19 protein-coding genes are annotated in these 14,753 nt (G+C 50.4%); 1 reads left to right on the top strand and 18 read right to left on the bottom strand.

The window, feature by feature from the left end; all coding sequences use genetic code 11:
- The 5 genes from ABVM99_RS23670 to ABVM99_RS23650 all read right to left on the bottom strand — a co-directional run.
- Window positions 1–558 (bottom strand): DUF6453 family protein (locus tag ABVM99_RS23670; RefSeq protein ID WP_393927428.1); only part of this gene is annotated, 558 nt, incomplete at its 3' end.
- Window positions 559–566: 8 nt separating this feature from the next.
- Complete coding sequence (locus tag ABVM99_RS23665; protein WP_023194825.1) at window positions 567–3,287, bottom strand: DUF1983 domain-containing protein; 2,721 nt, start codon at window positions 3,285–3,287, stop codon at window positions 567–569.
- Window positions 3,287–3,685 carry a DUF6950 family protein gene (locus ABVM99_RS23660; protein WP_000682267.1) on the bottom strand — a complete coding sequence of 133 codons (399 nt, stop codon included), beginning with the start codon at window positions 3,683–3,685 and terminating at the stop codon, window positions 3,287–3,289. Before ABVM99_RS23660 ends, ABVM99_RS23665 begins: the two co-directional genes overlap by 1 nt.
- A 6-nt stretch (window positions 3,686–3,691) precedes the next feature.
- Window positions 3,692–4,276 (bottom strand): hypothetical protein, encoded by a 585-nt coding sequence (locus ABVM99_RS23655; protein WP_000967282.1) that lies wholly within the window; start codon window positions 4,274–4,276, stop codon window positions 3,692–3,694.
- The gene (locus ABVM99_RS23650) at window positions 4,276–4,869 is read right to left on the bottom strand and encodes a hypothetical protein (protein WP_000729325.1); all 594 of its coding nucleotides are present in this window, start codon (window positions 4,867–4,869) and stop codon (window positions 4,276–4,278) included. Before ABVM99_RS23650 ends, ABVM99_RS23655 begins: the two co-directional genes overlap by 1 nt.
- A gap of 165 nt (window positions 4,870–5,034) precedes the next feature.
- On the opposite strand from ABVM99_RS23650, the gene ABVM99_RS23645 reads away from it, so the two are divergent.
- Window positions 5,035–5,247, top strand: a complete 213-nt coding sequence (locus tag ABVM99_RS23645) for a hypothetical protein (protein ID WP_000064923.1) — start codon at window positions 5,035–5,037, stop codon at window positions 5,245–5,247.
- 38 nt (window positions 5,248–5,285) lie between these two features.
- On the opposite strand, the gene ABVM99_RS23640 is transcribed toward ABVM99_RS23645, so the two are convergent.
- The 13 genes from ABVM99_RS23640 to ABVM99_RS23580 are packed head-to-tail and all read right to left on the bottom strand — an operon-like array spanning window position 5,286 to window position 14,747.
- Window positions 5,286–5,597 (bottom strand): hypothetical protein, encoded by a 312-nt coding sequence (locus tag ABVM99_RS23640; protein ID WP_000171561.1) that lies wholly within the window; start codon window positions 5,595–5,597, stop codon window positions 5,286–5,288.
- Between the two features lie 45 nt (window positions 5,598–5,642).
- Complete coding sequence (locus ABVM99_RS23635; RefSeq protein ID WP_023194826.1) at window positions 5,643–8,933, bottom strand: phage tail tape measure protein; 3,291 nt, start codon at window positions 8,931–8,933, stop codon at window positions 5,643–5,645.
- Between the two features lie 54 nt (window positions 8,934–8,987).
- Window positions 8,988–9,401, bottom strand: a complete 414-nt coding sequence (locus ABVM99_RS23630) for a hypothetical protein (protein WP_023194827.1) — start codon at window positions 9,399–9,401, stop codon at window positions 8,988–8,990.
- A gap of 57 nt (window positions 9,402–9,458) precedes the next feature.
- Window positions 9,459–9,749 (bottom strand): DUF4035 domain-containing protein, encoded by a 291-nt coding sequence (locus ABVM99_RS23625; RefSeq protein WP_044128674.1) that lies wholly within the window; start codon window positions 9,747–9,749, stop codon window positions 9,459–9,461.
- Between the two features lie 11 nt (window positions 9,750–9,760).
- A complete protein-coding gene (locus ABVM99_RS23620) occupies window positions 9,761–10,132 on the bottom strand; it encodes a phage tail assembly chaperone (protein ID WP_001129938.1) in 372 nt (123 codons plus the stop codon).
- Between the two features lie 27 nt (window positions 10,133–10,159).
- Entirely contained in the window at window positions 10,160–10,864 is a 705-nt protein-coding gene (locus ABVM99_RS23615; protein WP_020898870.1) for an immunoglobulin domain-containing protein, read from the bottom strand.
- 57 nt (window positions 10,865–10,921) lie between these two features.
- Window positions 10,922–11,269 (bottom strand): DUF3168 domain-containing protein, encoded by a 348-nt coding sequence (locus ABVM99_RS23610; RefSeq protein WP_052938274.1) that lies wholly within the window; start codon window positions 11,267–11,269, stop codon window positions 10,922–10,924.
- A complete protein-coding gene (locus ABVM99_RS23605) occupies window positions 11,266–11,715 on the bottom strand; it encodes an HK97-gp10 family putative phage morphogenesis protein (RefSeq protein WP_052938273.1) in 450 nt (149 codons plus the stop codon). The genes ABVM99_RS23610 and ABVM99_RS23605 overlap by 4 nt, the downstream gene beginning before the upstream one ends.
- Entirely contained in the window at window positions 11,712–12,050 is a 339-nt protein-coding gene (locus tag ABVM99_RS23600) for a phage head closure protein (RefSeq protein ID WP_020898872.1), read from the bottom strand. Before ABVM99_RS23600 ends, ABVM99_RS23605 begins: the two co-directional genes overlap by 4 nt.
- Window positions 12,051–12,059: 9 nt before the next feature.
- Window positions 12,060–12,386, bottom strand: coding sequence for a head-tail connector protein (locus tag ABVM99_RS23595; RefSeq protein WP_001648719.1), 327 nt, complete (start codon window positions 12,384–12,386; stop codon window positions 12,060–12,062).
- The gene (locus ABVM99_RS23590; protein WP_047595679.1) at window positions 12,386–12,628 is read right to left on the bottom strand and encodes a hypothetical protein; all 243 of its coding nucleotides are present in this window, start codon (window positions 12,626–12,628) and stop codon (window positions 12,386–12,388) included. Before ABVM99_RS23590 ends, ABVM99_RS23595 begins: the two co-directional genes overlap by 1 nt.
- A 43-nt stretch (window positions 12,629–12,671) precedes the next feature.
- The gene (locus ABVM99_RS23585) at window positions 12,672–13,889 is read right to left on the bottom strand and encodes a phage major capsid protein (protein ID WP_010835821.1); all 1,218 of its coding nucleotides are present in this window, start codon (window positions 13,887–13,889) and stop codon (window positions 12,672–12,674) included.
- 9 nt (window positions 13,890–13,898) lie between these two features.
- Window positions 13,899–14,747 carry a head maturation protease, ClpP-related gene (locus tag ABVM99_RS23580; RefSeq protein ID WP_058799681.1) on the bottom strand — a complete coding sequence of 283 codons (849 nt, stop codon included), beginning with the start codon at window positions 14,745–14,747 and terminating at the stop codon, window positions 13,899–13,901.
- Window positions 14,748–14,753: the final 6 nt, after the last annotated feature.

The following is a 14,753-nucleotide window of genomic DNA, read 5'->3' as shown; positions in this document are numbered from 1 at the left end:
GATGTCTCTTACAATAATATTTGCTCCGTCAAATCCTACAGACACATTATTGTTATCCCACTTCCCGAATGGTATTCCTGATACGGGAAGCGCCATCGAGCCGTTGACTGTCACCGTGCCAACGTAAGCACATGTCATTAATCTTGCCTGATTCGAAATTGCAGTGAAATCAGTAGAGTTGGAAACGAGAAGTCCTTCGTTGTAAGTAGCAGCAGGGAGAATTTCAAATACAGTTCCTGCCCAGTTTGGTATTCGCTGGTAGTTCCCCCTGTTTGTACCGTTAACAGTCACACCGTTGTCTCCGTTTCTTGTAACGGATGTCATATATATCGGTAAAACTATCCATGTCTGATTGTCTGCGAACTCCTGAACGTCAACCGGACGTGTCGGTAAAACAAAAACTGTGGAGCCTGACGTTAATGGAGTATTAACCTGAAACTGGTTTGCCCCCGTACCGTAACCAGCAAAACTTGTGCAGAATGACGGGGCACGGAGCCCCGCTGTAATCGCCATCACAGGACGGCCATCGTTGTAATCTATCAGTATTCCTTCTGGCATATTTCACCTTATGTCCAGCGACCAACAACAACACGACCACCTCCTGAGAGATTTACTGTGATCCCATTGCCGTCAATGCGAGTAACGTTATTCACTCCGTTAAATGCAAATTCACCGCTGTCGGCATAGAGTTTCCCATGGAATTCTGGGCTACCAGATTTTGGTAAATTCCATCCGCGTCCACCACCACCGGGGATAAAGTTTGCAGACTGAAGTGAATCGGTAATTTTCGCAAAATCGATGGATGCTTCCTGAATTAATGCGCTACGAATAAATACCTGTCCGTTATAGACGAAGAATGCAGCCTGCCAGTTGCCGGGGTTATTACCGGAATAAATGCCGAACTGATCCGCGGCAAATACAACGGTAGATTTATAGCTATTCCCCGATGGCTCGATAGACATGCCGAATCCGGTGTTATATTTCACACCGTTCCTGACAATCCCCATATTGAGTGTGTAAGAGGCTTTTGCAGTCCCATCACTATTTACCTCAGCTGTCATCTTCTGGTTAACGGCTGATGTAAGGCTACCTTCAGGGCCAATCTGCGCCTGAACATATGTGGACAGGTCAGCAAGTCCCTGCTCAGCAGTCGCTACCGTAGTTTTCACGACCAGGATATCGGCACGTACCTCACCGTACTGCTGATACTGGTGCTCAACAGTACCGTGGTTCGCCAGCGAATTTTCCATAATTCCTTCGAGGTTGGTATCGACCCCATCTTTAACATTCTGGAATGCATCAGATTTTTGGATGCCGTCATCAATAAGATCCATCAATTCACCGGTATCCATCGAGCATAATGCCGGCACTTCAACGAATGCTGATACACCGAAAGCGTTAATCGTCCTGATGTACCAATAATAGGTATGACCTGCCTGTAACTGGTTGCTGGTCCATGTGGTACCGATACCCTCTCTGCTGGCATTCCCCTCAACGATTTCAGCCGTTGTGCCGGAAAGCTGAGTTTCTCCTGATGTCCAGAAGTCAAATTGGGTGGAAACATTGGTTATGGACTCAAGCCTGGGGATCATCGTGACTGCAAAGAACCCCTGCTCAATATCGACGTGCGATGGCGGCGGAGGCGCTTCAATGCTGAACTCCAGATAACCTTCCGGCGATTCTGCCCCCATCTGGTTAACAGCAATAACATGAGCGGTATAGGTATCTTTTGGTAATCCGCTAAGACGCGTGAACGTCCCGGGGACCTGGACGGACATGACCATCTGGCCATTGCGACGAATGATCACTTTGTTGTAGACCACCTGTCCGATGTTCTGCCATGACAAAATCCCCTGTACGACCTGACCAATTTCCTCCACGGTGTATTTCAGGTTCTGCGGCTGCGCCACGCCGCCTGATGGCAACTGAGTAAACGGTGGCCGCTCGATCGGTTTACCGATGACATCGCCCCAGACATCTGCTGTTTCCTGCTTTAGTGTCAGTTGGACGCCATTCTGAACGCCGAACTTCCAGTCAGTTACCCGCATCTCAACATTCACGATACCGATAGACGGGAAATTCACCTTCACATACATTCCAGGGCGGTAACGGTACCCGCTCAGATTTAACGTTACGTTCATCGTCCTGGCGATACGGGTGCGCTTTAACTTCACGTCTGCCAGACGCTGGGCCTGAAATTCAGAGGTCACAAATCGCAGCTTCATATCCTGCGATATTTCTACTCCGTCTTCCGTCACCCATTCACCGACAGACACAGAGGGGAAATCCGCTTCGGTATATCCCTGTTGCGGATCAACAAACGTCCCCTTGATGGTGTTAACGCGTTCCGCCTGAGAGACTTCCGGCATGATTTCGATATCACCGGCCAACTGGCTTTCAGTGATCACTTCGGTAGCTGGTCCGTAATACGCCCCGACCAGAAGGCCATGTTTGCCAGCTGTATACGTTACATCCCCGGCGCACGCTGCCAGCATCCCTTCCAGAATACTGACTTTGTTTTCACTGAGATCGAACTCACCGTTGATGGTATAGCGCTTCTCAACAGTATTGCCGCCAGTAATCACATCCTCATCACAGATATTCGCCGCTTCCTTAAACTGGTCCCAGAGAATATCGGTGTCAGGAACTTTCAGGTAATTGCGGTAATAGTCCAGGATAACCAGCGCCGCATTATTGCTGTAACCCGTTAACCCGGTACGCGGGTCATAAATAGCCCGCCCCTGCTTTTCTACCTTGATGTTAGGGATACCTGCCGGGAATTTTTCGGCATTGAATTTCAGGGATACGCGCAGCCAGGTGATCCCTTTCCCGATCATATCTTCTTTCCATGACGGGCAGTTTTCCAGCATGTAAGGATCCGCCGTCTGTCGGTTGGTGTGCACCTCGAAAAAGGCATGCTCAGGATAGCTACTGATCGGTTCGTCACCCAACCAGACAGTCTGTACACCTGATAACGGGTGTCCCGCCAGGGCAATGGCCAGATGCAGCATTTCGCCATCATCCTGTTCGCCAGCCTGCTCTTCGGAAAAGAACAAAGTGCCCGCCGACGTTGAGCGACCGTAAACAACGGTTTTGGCACTGGCCGCAGCGCGCAGAACCTGTTTGCGTTCAGACGTATCACGGTTGGAATTCAGCGACGGGGTCTTGGTCAGCGCCTGAGTGGCAATCTGTGCGGCGACGGTGATAACCATCGCAATGGCATACATTTCATTTGCCGCTGCCACACCTGCGGCAATGGTGGCAACAATAGGAACAGCAGCAGGCATTAACGTACCCTCCAGACACTCAGCGGTTTAACCCGCAGTCGGACAAGACCATTTTCTCCCGGAACCCATACAACGCCGGAATACACCACTCCGGCACACCGCGCCCCGGAATTTTCAACAATGGCAATATCCCCTCGCTGCGCCAGCTTCACCGGTACTTCATCGAGATATCGAGCAAACACTTTTTCAAGTGAGCCGCCACCGCGAAGAATCGCCTTTTTTGCTCCCATTTCGCTGTCATACGTTCCGCGCCAGCCTTCCGCAAAATCTTCGCCGCACATGGCCTGAACGCAGTCCGCAGCGAACAGGCAGCAGTCATGACTGCCCCATAAAAATGGCCGCTTCTCAGCGGCCCTTATTACGGTGATTAATCTGTTATGCCAGTCCGGATGCTTCATGCTTCCTCACTTATAGATAAATCCTGGTGCATCTTTTTTACTGCCCCAATAAATCGATCGTTCAGCCATCTGCGCCACATACCGGAATATACGGTCGCCGGGATAAGCGGCCTGCTGCGATTCATCGGTATAGCGATCAGGGAAAGGACGCTGCCAGTCTTCAAAAATATTACTGATGGTGTACTGCAGGGCGTTCTTACCGCCAGCGGTCGCCCCCGTACTGGATACCCGCCCTTTAAACAGGAGATCGGCAACCTGGACAACACCGTTATCATCCATGGCCACCAGATAGATTTCGGCATTTCTGCCCACACATCGCTCATTCAGCATGGTGGCAAAGAGAGCCATATCCAGCCCTGAGAGGGTCATTTTGACCTGCGTGGGGCTGGTCGTGCTGGTTTCACTGGCATCATCAACAGAACCCATACGGCCCATGCCGTAATAGACATAACCACCAAGAATCAGTGTCCCGGTACCGGAATGCACATAGACGGTACCGGATTCAAACTGAATATTGGCGGCGATCGCGGCCGTCACCCTGTCGCGGGATAACCAGTCCACCATCGAATCAGAAAAGGGGGAATACAGCATTAGAATGCCTCCTCAAGCTCCAGCGTGTAACTGGTAAAAACACCCGGCACTCGGTTACCGGCACCCTGCTGGTTATCCTTCAGTTTGAAAATGCCGTAGGGTTTCGCGACTTCAATGGCTGCATTAGCAGGCGGCGAACTACGCAACATCGGGGCAAATACAATCATTGCGGTACCGTTCGCTGCGCTCGTCACGTCGGCCGTAACCATCTTCAGCTCGTCATTAACAGTGAAATAATCGCCCTGTCTGAGCACCACTGCTCCCGGCGTCCAGCCCTTACTCTGGATCTGGGTTCCGGTCTGATTAGCGCCATCAATAACAGGCGCTCCAGCAGGTGCTCTACCACTTCTCCCCCAGTCGCGAACTTTTACCCTGCCATACTCGCCATCGAGGGAAGCCACCAGAGCATCAATGCGCCTGGATTTTTCATCTGTCAGGTTATTAAAGGTCAGGGAACATACCCAGCGGGTGCCGGGGAAGCGAGCTGTCTGCGATGAGCCATTGAAGGGGGAACGAAAAGTTTTGGTATTGCTTTCTGGTCGCCACGTCAAAGACGCCGGACAGACATCTTCCGGCCATTCAAGTGCAGCCATAAATGCTCCTGGATAAATACGCGCAACGGCGATACTGATCATTTGTCAGGGTGTTACGGGACATTAACCCTGGTTAAAGTGTGTGGTTCAGCCCGCCAGTGGTTGGACACTGGCGAAATCATGAAAAGGAGGGACGGCTGATTACCTCTATAAAAAGGATAAATTATGTCTAATCACAAAATTAATATTAACATTAAAACAAATACCAATAACTTAGAGGAAGTTAATGAGGAATTAACTCGGTTAAAGTTCATTATCGGAGTTCTGCTTGCAAAATTCCCACCACTCCAGCGTGATGAATTTATCAAAGATTTGGGACGGTTTGGACTGACAGAGGAAGCTGCACTTTATTCAAATTTCAACCCGAAACCTGAATAAATCATTCAAGTGTAAACTTAAGAGGTCATACTCAATATTTAAGTCACATTGACTACACCCTCGAAATATTTTGCGGTCTGTATCCGGGCCGCTTCAATAATCTTCACGACAACATTTTGAGCATACTCTTTTGCACGCTGATTGTACCCTTCAAGTGTAAAATCTGGAGCGAGGTCTTCGCTGTAATGGATAGTGGCCACATTTTCTTTGCCAATTTTCACCGACACATTACTGCCAATGCGTTGTGTCGATGACATGCGTAAATTTTCTCCGAAGGAAATTCTTACTCCATTCTCTTTCGGAAACCCTACTGTAAATTCAAGTGGCTCAACTCGTTGTTCTAAAGTCATAATTATCTCCCTCCTTTCGGCTAATTAAATTAATGATGCAGTCCATCACACGCCTAACAAACGACGCGCCTGCCCTCGATTAGAAAAATCCTGAAGCAAATCCTGACGCGCCTGTTTAGCGCCATCGTTCGCCCCCAGCCGGGCTGCTTCCAGCATTGCCTGTTTCAGTGCTGCATCACCATTACCGGATATGGTGAAATGCTGGGTGATGTGCTGAGTGATGCCATTTCCGGCTGCCGGAGACTGTGAACCAACCACACGAACTCCTAACGATCCGTCAGCGGAGCGGGTTAACGGCATGATAGCTTCCGGCCCAGCTTCCCCCATCAAGCCTGCGCCTTTGGCGAAGGCAAAATAGGTAGGCGAACTGACGATGCTGTTACTGTATGCGCTGAGGCTTGCAGAAGCATAGGCGCCACCTTTTGCGTTAAGTTGAAGTCCTGACGCTGCTGAGTTGTAAGCGCCGGACGGAGTACTGCCAGATACAGCGCCTGCGCCCGCCCCAAACATACCGCCGATTGAACTGAAAAAACCGCTATTACTGGTTGAGCGCAAAGAATCCACCAGCATCGCATTGAGGATAATTTTCTGCATAGACTGAAGCACAGAACTGGCCCAGTCCTCCCAGTCGACCTTATTACCGGCCAGAGCATCAGAAATATTCCCCACCAGTCCGGTCATGGCATTGTTTACCAGGTCAGCAGACTGAGAGGCATAGTCCGAGGCGGTGTCAGCCCAGTTAGCGAATCCTTCACGCATGCCATCCGCCCAGTCACTTCTCTGAGCATCAGAAGCAGCATAGAAACCTTGCTGATCGCGCAGGCGCTCATCGAGATAACGTTTATTTAAAGCCAGGGCTTCTTGGTAGAAAGCTTCGTCTATTTCACCAGTTTGCCGTTGCCGAAGCAGATCAGTATTCTTCTCTTCAAATTCCTTACGGATATTGAATTGTTCCTGAAGCCTTTCGCGAAACCGAGAACCCTGACCGTAGCCGATTAGTTGAGCCTCGTTCGCTGCGCGGGAGCTGGCGTTACTGTCTGCAAGATTCGCCTCGTAATTTCGAAGTTGCTCACGTATTTTTTGCTGATCAATGAGCGCAGCATTCTGCAAAAGAGTCTGTTTCTGGGACTCTGTCAGCGTCGCCAGTTCGCCCTGACTAACCTGGTATTTCAGTTTTGCCAGTTCGGTATTTTGACCAGCCAGAGCGATCTGCTCTTTCTGCTGCTTGATCAGCTTGTCATAGGTATCAGCTGTTTTTTCCGCCTCGGATTTCCCGCCCTTATGGCGGCTGGAGTCACGAATTGCTTGCAACTGCCTGGCAGACTCAACTTCCATGCTGACATACTTCTCACGCCAACCAGCCGGGAGATTAATGTCAGATGCATCGAATTCCGCCTGCTTTCGAGCCTTATCCAATCCCTGAAGGCCAGATAGCTCGAGCTGTCGCTGTGCTTTCTCAATAGCTTGTTGTTGCTTTGAATCAAGCGCTGGAAGGACTGGCCCTGCGTATTTTGGCGGTGAAACTGGTGTATACTGCTTGGTTACTTTATTCAGACGATCATACATTTCCGTCAGAGAGCCAACCGCCCCTGCCATTTCAACGGTTTTATTTATAGCTTCTCCCTGAAGCTTATTTTGGTTTGATATTGTCTGATTTAACCTTGAGGTAGTTTCTGCTATATCCCTGGAAATTTTATCGTATTCGCGCTGATATTTTATCGCATTAATGACATAACCGTTATTGGTGTCATTCTCTACGCCGAACTGCCTAGCTAAGTCCGTATATTGCTTAATAGACGCACTTGCACTGTCTTGCTGATCTCTTAAATCATTTAATTTCCGTTTTAAAGCATCAATTGAGTCTCCGGCATCAGCTATAGCCCCCTTAATTTGTGCCGGACTCATCTGTTTCGACTTTTCTACTACTTCGTCCAAAGTTGATGCGTACTGAATAGCAGATTCACGCGCTTGCTCCTGTTTTTGATACATGGCGAACCAGGCACCCGCACCAAGCATCAAAATTCCAGGAATACCACCAACAAGGGATAGCAGCCCAGATGCACCGGCTTTAACCAAATTCATAGCCGATGTCATTTTGTTCAGCGCTTCCTGAGAAGTTGCCACAGCACGGTTTGACTGCACAAGTGCGGCATTCGCAGCGATCATCGCCTGGCGCTTCGCAATAGCATTTTGCGTTGCCAGGGCTTCAGCATTGGTATTTTTCGCCAGAGCCAGCTCTGACTGGGCGAGCTGATAGGCTCGTTCAGCGGCCAGAGCATCAGCAGCCGCCTTTCTTTGCGATTGGGTAGCTGATTCGGCGCGGGCAGCTGCCAGGGCAATTTCATTTTTACGAGCGTCAATCAGGTTAGCTGTTTCGCTGCCGAGATCGCTCAACTTTCCGCCCAAATACCGGGCACCACCGATAGATGCTAAAACACCTGCAGCAGCCGCAACTGTATCAATATTGTCAGCCACTCCATTCATCACGCTGACCAGAGTAGCTGTCGCTCCGGTGGCTTCATTTGCTCCGCCAACCCAAGCCATGAAAGCATTTTCAATTTTTGTCGTTGCGGCTGACACGGTCTGCGGCATTGCCTCGAATTCACCGCGCATAGTGCCAAGCTGGCTAATCAAGGCCGGGACTACTTTATCAGCAGTTAGCAGACCTTGATCGGCCATTGCCTTCAGATCTTTACGGGCTACCCCCATCCCTGCGGCAAGAGCACGGATAACCCGATCTCCGTTTTCGTTAACAGAATTGAACTCCTCGCCGCGCAGTACACCCTGTGCTAACGCCTGACTAAATTGGGTGATTACAGAGCTTGCTTCTGCCGTACTGGCCCCGGAAAGCTTCAGCCCGGTTGAAATGGCCTCGGTAACGTCCAGCACTTGCTGTGAGCTGTAACCATATTCACGCATTGATGCAGCGGAACGCGCAAACAGGCTCGCATTATCAGAGAAGGCGGTGCCGGTTCGTTGGCTGATATCCATCAGCGCACGTTGAGATTCCGTAAAATCATCAGATGACTGGGAGGCCTGCTTAAGACGGGCATTAACAGAGCTCCATTCATCGGCCAGTGATATCAGATGACCGGTGGCAAATGCTCCAGCAAATGCACCTGCCATCCCCAGAGCCGACGCCTTCGCAGTATTTATCTGACTGGTAACCTCCGCCAGTGCGCGCTGAGTCTCCCGAGACGCTGCAGCTGCCTGACGTCCTCCGGTCTGCATTACCCGGTAATAGTCATTACCCATTCGAGAGGCTCGGGAAATTTCTGACTGAAACGACTGAGAGTTTGCAGATATTTTAATGATCAGTTCGCGCAAAGTAGCCATATTTCACCCATAAAAAACCCGCCAACGGGCGGGTATCTTATTTATATTGTAAAATCAAAATGCTGTTGGCGAAAATCTATAATCACCATTAGCACCATAACCGATTCGATAAATTAATGTTTTATTTAAAATAACATCAGCACCTACCTCAACCATACCTCCAGCACACCAGCCATGAGGCGTTGCACTTAAAATATGTCGCCCAGGCTTAGCGTAAAACGTCACTTTTTCTCTTGTGCTTAAATCGGCTATTGGATTTCCATCCAGATAAACGCTTGCAAGACATGCACTCCCAATAAAGCCGGAATCGCGTTTAACAATTATGACTCCGGTATCTGACGTCTTGCTTGTCGCTTTCTTATCCCAGATCCTATCCGGTGGAACAACAGATGCTTGCTCAGTATTCACGGGTTGAGTAGAACAACCAGCCAATAATGTTAAAACTGCAACCAGAAGTATTTTTTCCATTTTAAATATCTCCAGAATTATTAGTCGAACAAATCCTAATATTTTCTGGGCTAAATGTCACTGCGTCGCAGCTGTAAGCGCCGCCTCAAGCCCGGCAAACGGGTCTGCACCTTCTTCATCAGGATCACGCTGCCAGCGCAGCAGCATGTCACTCATCGTGGCTTTTGCACCCTGAGCATTAAACACAGCCGTTGCAATTTGTGCCGCCTGAATGTCTCCCCGGATATCACCTATTGGGCTGTGTTTATCAAATTCAGCCCAGAGCCTGAGTTCACTGGCAGACATAGTATCCCGAAGCTCTGATAGCGTGCGCCCCATGCGGAGCGCAAGCGACATCAGAAACCGCATGCCGGGCTGTGCTACTTTCCCTCAGCTTCCTTCGGGTCAGTGGTCAGATTAAGAGCCTGGCGCAGCAACCGAGCATGAACAGGGCCATACACCGCTTCAACATCGGCAAAATCATTTTTGCTGAATACCGGTTCACCATGTTCGTCAAACAAAACATCAATAAACAGTGTGACATCTGCGCGGAGATTGCGGTGCGCACGTTCTGACACGGACAACTCACCATCAGTATCACCAGGTTTAATCACGTCCTGCCAGTGCAACCATGCTTCTGCTGATGGTTCCCGAAGGACAACCTTCACACCATCCCATTCCGGAACAGTAACATCAGTATGACGAAATGCTGACGCTCTGGACAGTGCCAGTTCTTTAAGACTCTTAGCCATTTTTTATCCCTGATTAAAGAAGATGAGTTATGCCACCGTTACTGTGCAGGTTGATGAGGTAACTTTTCCGGCAGGCGTGGAGGCGTCAGTAACCTCACAAACATAATCACCGGCATCACCTGAGGCAGTGTTTGCCTTGTTGAACGTTGCAGTCGTCTGCCCACTAACTGCGCTACCGCCCTTCTTCCATACGTAGGAATAAGGTGTGGTTCCTCCCGCTGCCACTACCGTCAGTGATAAAGCTGATCCAGATGTTACGGATTTGGTATCAGGCAGATCGGTGGTAAGGCGCAGCGCGTTATCAATTTTCGTTGGCTTACCTTTCAGACGTAGCGAGAACGTTGCAGCCACTACGCTGTTTGTCCCTGAAGACCAAGTGTGCTGGCGAACTTCAGCCAGGAACTGGAAGCCGATCCCGGAAGGGAAAATGATTTTGAAGCCATAGGAGGTGTCATTGTCATATGCTTCACGCAGGGCATCCTGTGCAGGGTTAGAGTAAAAGTTACCCGACAGTGAGATTTCTGACTGAGCGCCCAGGCCGTTAATGTTTTCCTGTTCTGTAGAACACAGCGTTGTGACGTCGATATCCTGTTTCTGGCCACCAGTGAATTGCACCTCTTTAATGGTGCACTGCAAATCCAGATACGTTGCTGAACCGACCGTTTCTGGCGTTGCCGGGGCAGAAGTGATCTGAATCTTCGTGCCCTGTGATTTTTCATAAAGTGAGGACATAACTGTCTCCTGAAAATAGAAAACCTGCCGAAGCGGGTCTGTGAGTTAATGGATGTGTCAGGCGATTACCTGAAATTCCAGCGTTGACCGGTAATACCGGGACTCTGGTTCATAACTGGGTGTTTTGCTTATGTTGGTAGGATTAAGTGGTTTAACTGCCTGTAATGCCATATCCCGGATTATGCGTGCCTCGCTGATCGTCAAGGCATACACGTCAACCTGAACAGAAACGTTAGATTCCGCCTGTCCACACAGAACATCAGCGGTCACATCAGAAATAAGTGAAAAAATTACCCACGGTGGAGAAATTGAAGGCTGACCGTCACTGCCGAGCGGTGCAACGTAGGGATAAACCTGTCCACCGGCCAGAGGCTTCAGCAAAAGATAAAGGTCATCTTCCGTCATTTTCTTAACGCCTCGTCAATCGCCTGGTTCATGCGCCTGATCGCGACCTCCGTCGCCTGCTCCTGGCGCACATCGAACGCAGGGCGCACAAACGGATGAGGCGGCATATTTACTGTCCCCATCTCAACAAACCGCCAGTAAAACGCATTTCGCGGATCACTGGCTTTCATGGTGTTGTCGCTATTACCGGTTCGCATGTTGCGACCACGGATATGTACGCCGGAAGTAATTTCACCGCGGCGTCGTGAGCGCTGAGTCAAAACGACCACGTTTTTCTTCAGTTTTCCGGTTCTCTCAGGAGCGCGTGCGATCACTTCTTCCTTAAGCACTTCTGCCCCGGCGCGTGTGGAATCACGCAAAACCTTGTTATTTTCAGCGCGGCTAAGTAACTCCAGGTCTTTTGCTATATCATTCAACCCGGAAAAGTCGAGGCTCGTTTCAATCATTTTTCTGCCCCCTGCTTGCATAAAATTTCGAGCTGAACACCGCGAGAATCAGAAATCGGTGGGCCAATGATATTCAAAATGGCACCCTTGAACGGTCCAGTGATAACCCTGAGTCTGGACGCAGCAGTTATATCGTTACGAAATCGTGTCCAAACCCTGATAGTGGCTACAGCGGTTTCAGCACCGGCCGCTACAATTTCACGGCCACTGATGCCTTTGACTTCTGCCCATGTACTCGCACCGTCATGCCACGTTTCAACAGGCTGACCAGAAGGATCTCTGGATGTTGTGATGTTCTGAACTACCACCCTGTCTCTCAGTCTTCCGGCCTGCATAAAATCCTCCTACACACCGTAAATTCGGTATGGCTGAAGCAGGGCTTCAACTGCAAACGGGACATCTGTAGCGGTCTGACCGACGGCCACTGATTCTCTGTTGGCATACCAGTGACCTATCAGCAGTAACATGGCCGCCTTAACATCATCATTGAGGAGAATCTGGTCAGGATCTTCTGCGTAGCCTGGGCTGCTTTCATTTTCATAGAGCGTGCGGCGCGTCCATGTCTGGACATACCGGGCTGCCGCACCTGAGTAAATCTCCAGCAGAGCATCATCACCCGTAAAATCGGTATCAATGCGACAATGCTGTTTCACCACAACAAGCTCAAGCATCACTTTCTCGCCTTTTTGTCTGCTTTTGTCTCCGGCTGTTCCGGCTGTTCCGGCTGTTCCGGCTGTTCCGGCTGTTCCGGCTGTTCCGGCTGTTCCGGCTGCGCAGAATTATCGACCTCAATCAGATGTGCATATCCTTTATTAATCAGTTCGCGTCCGTGCTGCTCAATGGTTTCGAATACCGAGCCTTCGGTAACCACGTCGCCGTTTATGTACAGCGGCTTTTGTGCAATTATTTTCATAGCTCACTCCCATAAAAAAGCGGCCCGCAGGCCGCAGCAGGTTTTATGCGCCAGCAGGTGCCGGGACAGTGAAGGAACCATAGATGAATGCTTCCGGACGTTTGACTGCCAGTGCCAGACGCTCTTCACAACGAATTGAGATCATGTTTTTCTCAAAATCGTCGGCGTTTTCAGTGGAAATAACCACATTGGCATCCTCACGATCAAAAATCTGCGCACCAGCATTAAATGCGCCTGTCAGGAACTTGCCCTTAAATGCCGCAGCTTCGGTCGCCACCACCGGAAGCCCCCACAATGTCGGGCCAGTCAGACCTGATGGATTGGCAAGGATATAACGCCCAAGCGTGTCTTTAGTGAGTTCGATTTTTGCCCAGTCGATAAAGTGCAGAACATGCCCTGACGCCGGGAAGCGCGCCAGTTGCGCCTGCAGCATTGCCAGGCGCAGGTCATCAATGCCGTTTTGCTGTTCAACCCTGAATTCTGCACTGAAGGCCGAAGCCTGCGGAACGATACCGTGCAGATGAACGCCGGTACCGTCACCAAAAAGGATTTCCTGCTCTTCAACATATTTCAGGCCGTAGCGCATTTCGGCATCAACGGTGGACTGTAACTGTGCGAAGTCATCCAGAATCTGTTTTGACGCCTTGAACATATGCGCAATGGTGGTTACCGGGGTGATCTTCGTGGCGAACGCAATATCGCTGTACGGCTTGGTTGTGTTCTCCGCAACCACGGCGGCTTTGTTGGTAAAACCCGTCTGCTGAACCCAGAAGATTGCCGGAGATGATGTGCGACCAGGTGCAATCAGATCACGTATAAACAGGCGTTGTTTGGGGGTAGTATCAATACCCGGCAGGCGCTGAGGCTCTACCACGCCTTCAGCGACACCGGAGGAGATAAGTGCAGCGTTTACCGGGATGCTGACGCGTTTCCCTCCTTCCACGCTGGCGGAAAATGTTTTAAGAGCTTCCGCAGAAATGACCTGTTGGCCAACCGTCTCAACAATATGTTTTGCATTGGCCAGCGGCATCTGCGCAACATGCTGCTCAAGTTCCCCTATTGCCGCCTTCAGCGTTTTTTCAGCTTCACGCAGGGCGTTAAATTCAGACGCCATCTTGTCAACGGCTGCCTTTGTTTCTTCTGACAGTTTGCCGGACTTCTTCGCTTCTTTAAGTGCATCTTCAGCCCTGGCATTAAACTTATCCGTCGCTTCTTCAATGCTGGCGGTAACTTTTTTCAGAATTTCATTTACTTCAGACATAAAAGGTCCTTATTTGACTAACGCAGCGAGGGCGTTTTCAAGAGAATTGATGATTTCAGGTTTTATTTCTTCGGCAGCGCCCGGCGTGCCGTCATGGTTGGTGGCAGCGCCAGACATGCCACCGGACAGGGCTTTAATCAGTTTCCGGCGTTCAGAGCGCGGAGTGTTGGACTTTGCCAGCAACGCATCGAGCTTACGCAACGCTGCAGCAGGAGTTTCGTCACCGTCAATTACGGCATCAGCAGAAAGAAGGCTGTCGGCCAGACCTTTCTCCACGGCATCGCTACCGCCGATGTAGCTTTCGGCATCCATCAGTTTTTGCACTGTGGCCATATCAAGCCCGGAGCGTGCGGCGTAAATGTCAGCCATTGCGTTATCAAACGGTTCGAGAGAGGCAGATAATTCAGCAAAGTCATGCCGGTTACCCATTGCCACCACCCAGCAGTTGTGGATCACCAGGAAGGCCCCACGACCAATCTGAATATCATCCCCGGCCATCGCGATAACAGAGGCGGCGCTGGCGGCAATGCCCAGCACCTTGACCGTAACTTTCCCCTGGTATTCACGCAGTAGGTTGTAGATGGCCAGGCCTTCGAACATGTCACCGCCAGGGGAGTTGATATTGACCGTGACGTCGGCGCCATTCATCGCCCGTAGCGCACCGGCGATACGTTTGGCTGTTACGCCTTCACCCCAGTAGTCCTGCCCGATCACATCAAAAACAGAAATACTGTTGTCGTCAGTGGCCGCAGCTTTGATCCCGCCGTTCCAGCGGTCCAGTGCGGAAGGAAGGGTTTCACAGGTAACGCGCGCACAGGGGCGCCCCGCCGGTGCTACCGGAAGTTGTTTTTTGCTCATCAGGAA

The organism is Salmonella sp. SJTUF15591 (assembly GCF_043356435.1).
Taxonomy (GTDB): Bacteria; Pseudomonadota; Gammaproteobacteria; order Enterobacterales; family Enterobacteriaceae; genus Salmonella; species Salmonella enterica.
Note: the sequence above shows the minus strand (reverse complement) of the source record. Positions and strands in the feature narration are given on the sequence as shown.

Excerpts from the sequence above, each read along its gene's own strand:
- ABVM99_RS23665 (WP_023194825.1), bottom strand. The coding sequence starts at position 3,287 with ATGCCTGCTGCTGTTCCTATTGTTGCCACCATTGCCGCAGGTGTGGCA.
- ABVM99_RS23660 (WP_000682267.1), bottom strand. The coding sequence starts at position 3,685 with ATGAAGCATCCGGACTGGCATAACAGATTAATCACCGTAATAAGGGCC.
- ABVM99_RS23655 (WP_000967282.1), bottom strand. The coding sequence starts at position 4,276 with ATGCTGTATTCCCCCTTTTCTGATTCGATGGTGGACTGGTTATCCCGC.
- ABVM99_RS23650 (WP_000729325.1), bottom strand. The coding sequence starts at position 4,869 with ATGGCTGCACTTGAATGGCCGGAAGATGTCTGTCCGGCGTCTTTGACG.
- ABVM99_RS23645 (WP_000064923.1), top strand. The coding sequence starts at position 5,035 with ATGTCTAATCACAAAATTAATATTAACATTAAAACAAATACCAATAAC.
- ABVM99_RS23640 (WP_000171561.1), bottom strand. The coding sequence starts at position 5,597 with ATGACTTTAGAACAACGAGTTGAGCCACTTGAATTTACAGTAGGGTTT.
- ABVM99_RS23635 (WP_023194826.1), bottom strand. The coding sequence starts at position 8,933 with ATGGCTACTTTGCGCGAACTGATCATTAAAATATCTGCAAACTCTCAG.
- ABVM99_RS23630 (WP_023194827.1), bottom strand. The coding sequence starts at position 9,401 with ATGGAAAAAATACTTCTGGTTGCAGTTTTAACATTATTGGCTGGTTGT.
- ABVM99_RS23625 (WP_044128674.1), bottom strand. The coding sequence starts at position 9,749 with ATGCGGTTTCTGATGTCGCTTGCGCTCCGCATGGGGCGCACGCTATCA.
- ABVM99_RS23620 (WP_001129938.1), bottom strand. The coding sequence starts at position 10,132 with ATGGCTAAGAGTCTTAAAGAACTGGCACTGTCCAGAGCGTCAGCATTT.
- ABVM99_RS23615 (WP_020898870.1), bottom strand. The coding sequence starts at position 10,864 with ATGTCCTCACTTTATGAAAAATCACAGGGCACGAAGATTCAGATCACT.
- ABVM99_RS23610 (WP_052938274.1), bottom strand. The coding sequence starts at position 11,269 with ATGACGGAAGATGACCTTTATCTTTTGCTGAAGCCTCTGGCCGGTGGA.
- ABVM99_RS23605 (WP_052938273.1), bottom strand. The coding sequence starts at position 11,715 with ATGATTGAAACGAGCCTCGACTTTTCCGGGTTGAATGATATAGCAAAA.
- ABVM99_RS23600 (WP_020898872.1), bottom strand. The coding sequence starts at position 12,050 with ATGCAGGCCGGAAGACTGAGAGACAGGGTGGTAGTTCAGAACATCACA.
- ABVM99_RS23595 (WP_001648719.1), bottom strand. The coding sequence starts at position 12,386 with ATGCTTGAGCTTGTTGTGGTGAAACAGCATTGTCGCATTGATACCGAT.
- ABVM99_RS23590 (WP_047595679.1), bottom strand. The coding sequence starts at position 12,628 with ATGAAAATAATTGCACAAAAGCCGCTGTACATAAACGGCGACGTGGTT.
- ABVM99_RS23585 (WP_010835821.1), bottom strand. The coding sequence starts at position 13,889 with ATGTCTGAAGTAAATGAAATTCTGAAAAAAGTTACCGCCAGCATTGAA.
- ABVM99_RS23580 (WP_058799681.1), bottom strand. The coding sequence starts at position 14,747 with ATGAGCAAAAAACAACTTCCGGTAGCACCGGCGGGGCGCCCCTGTGCG.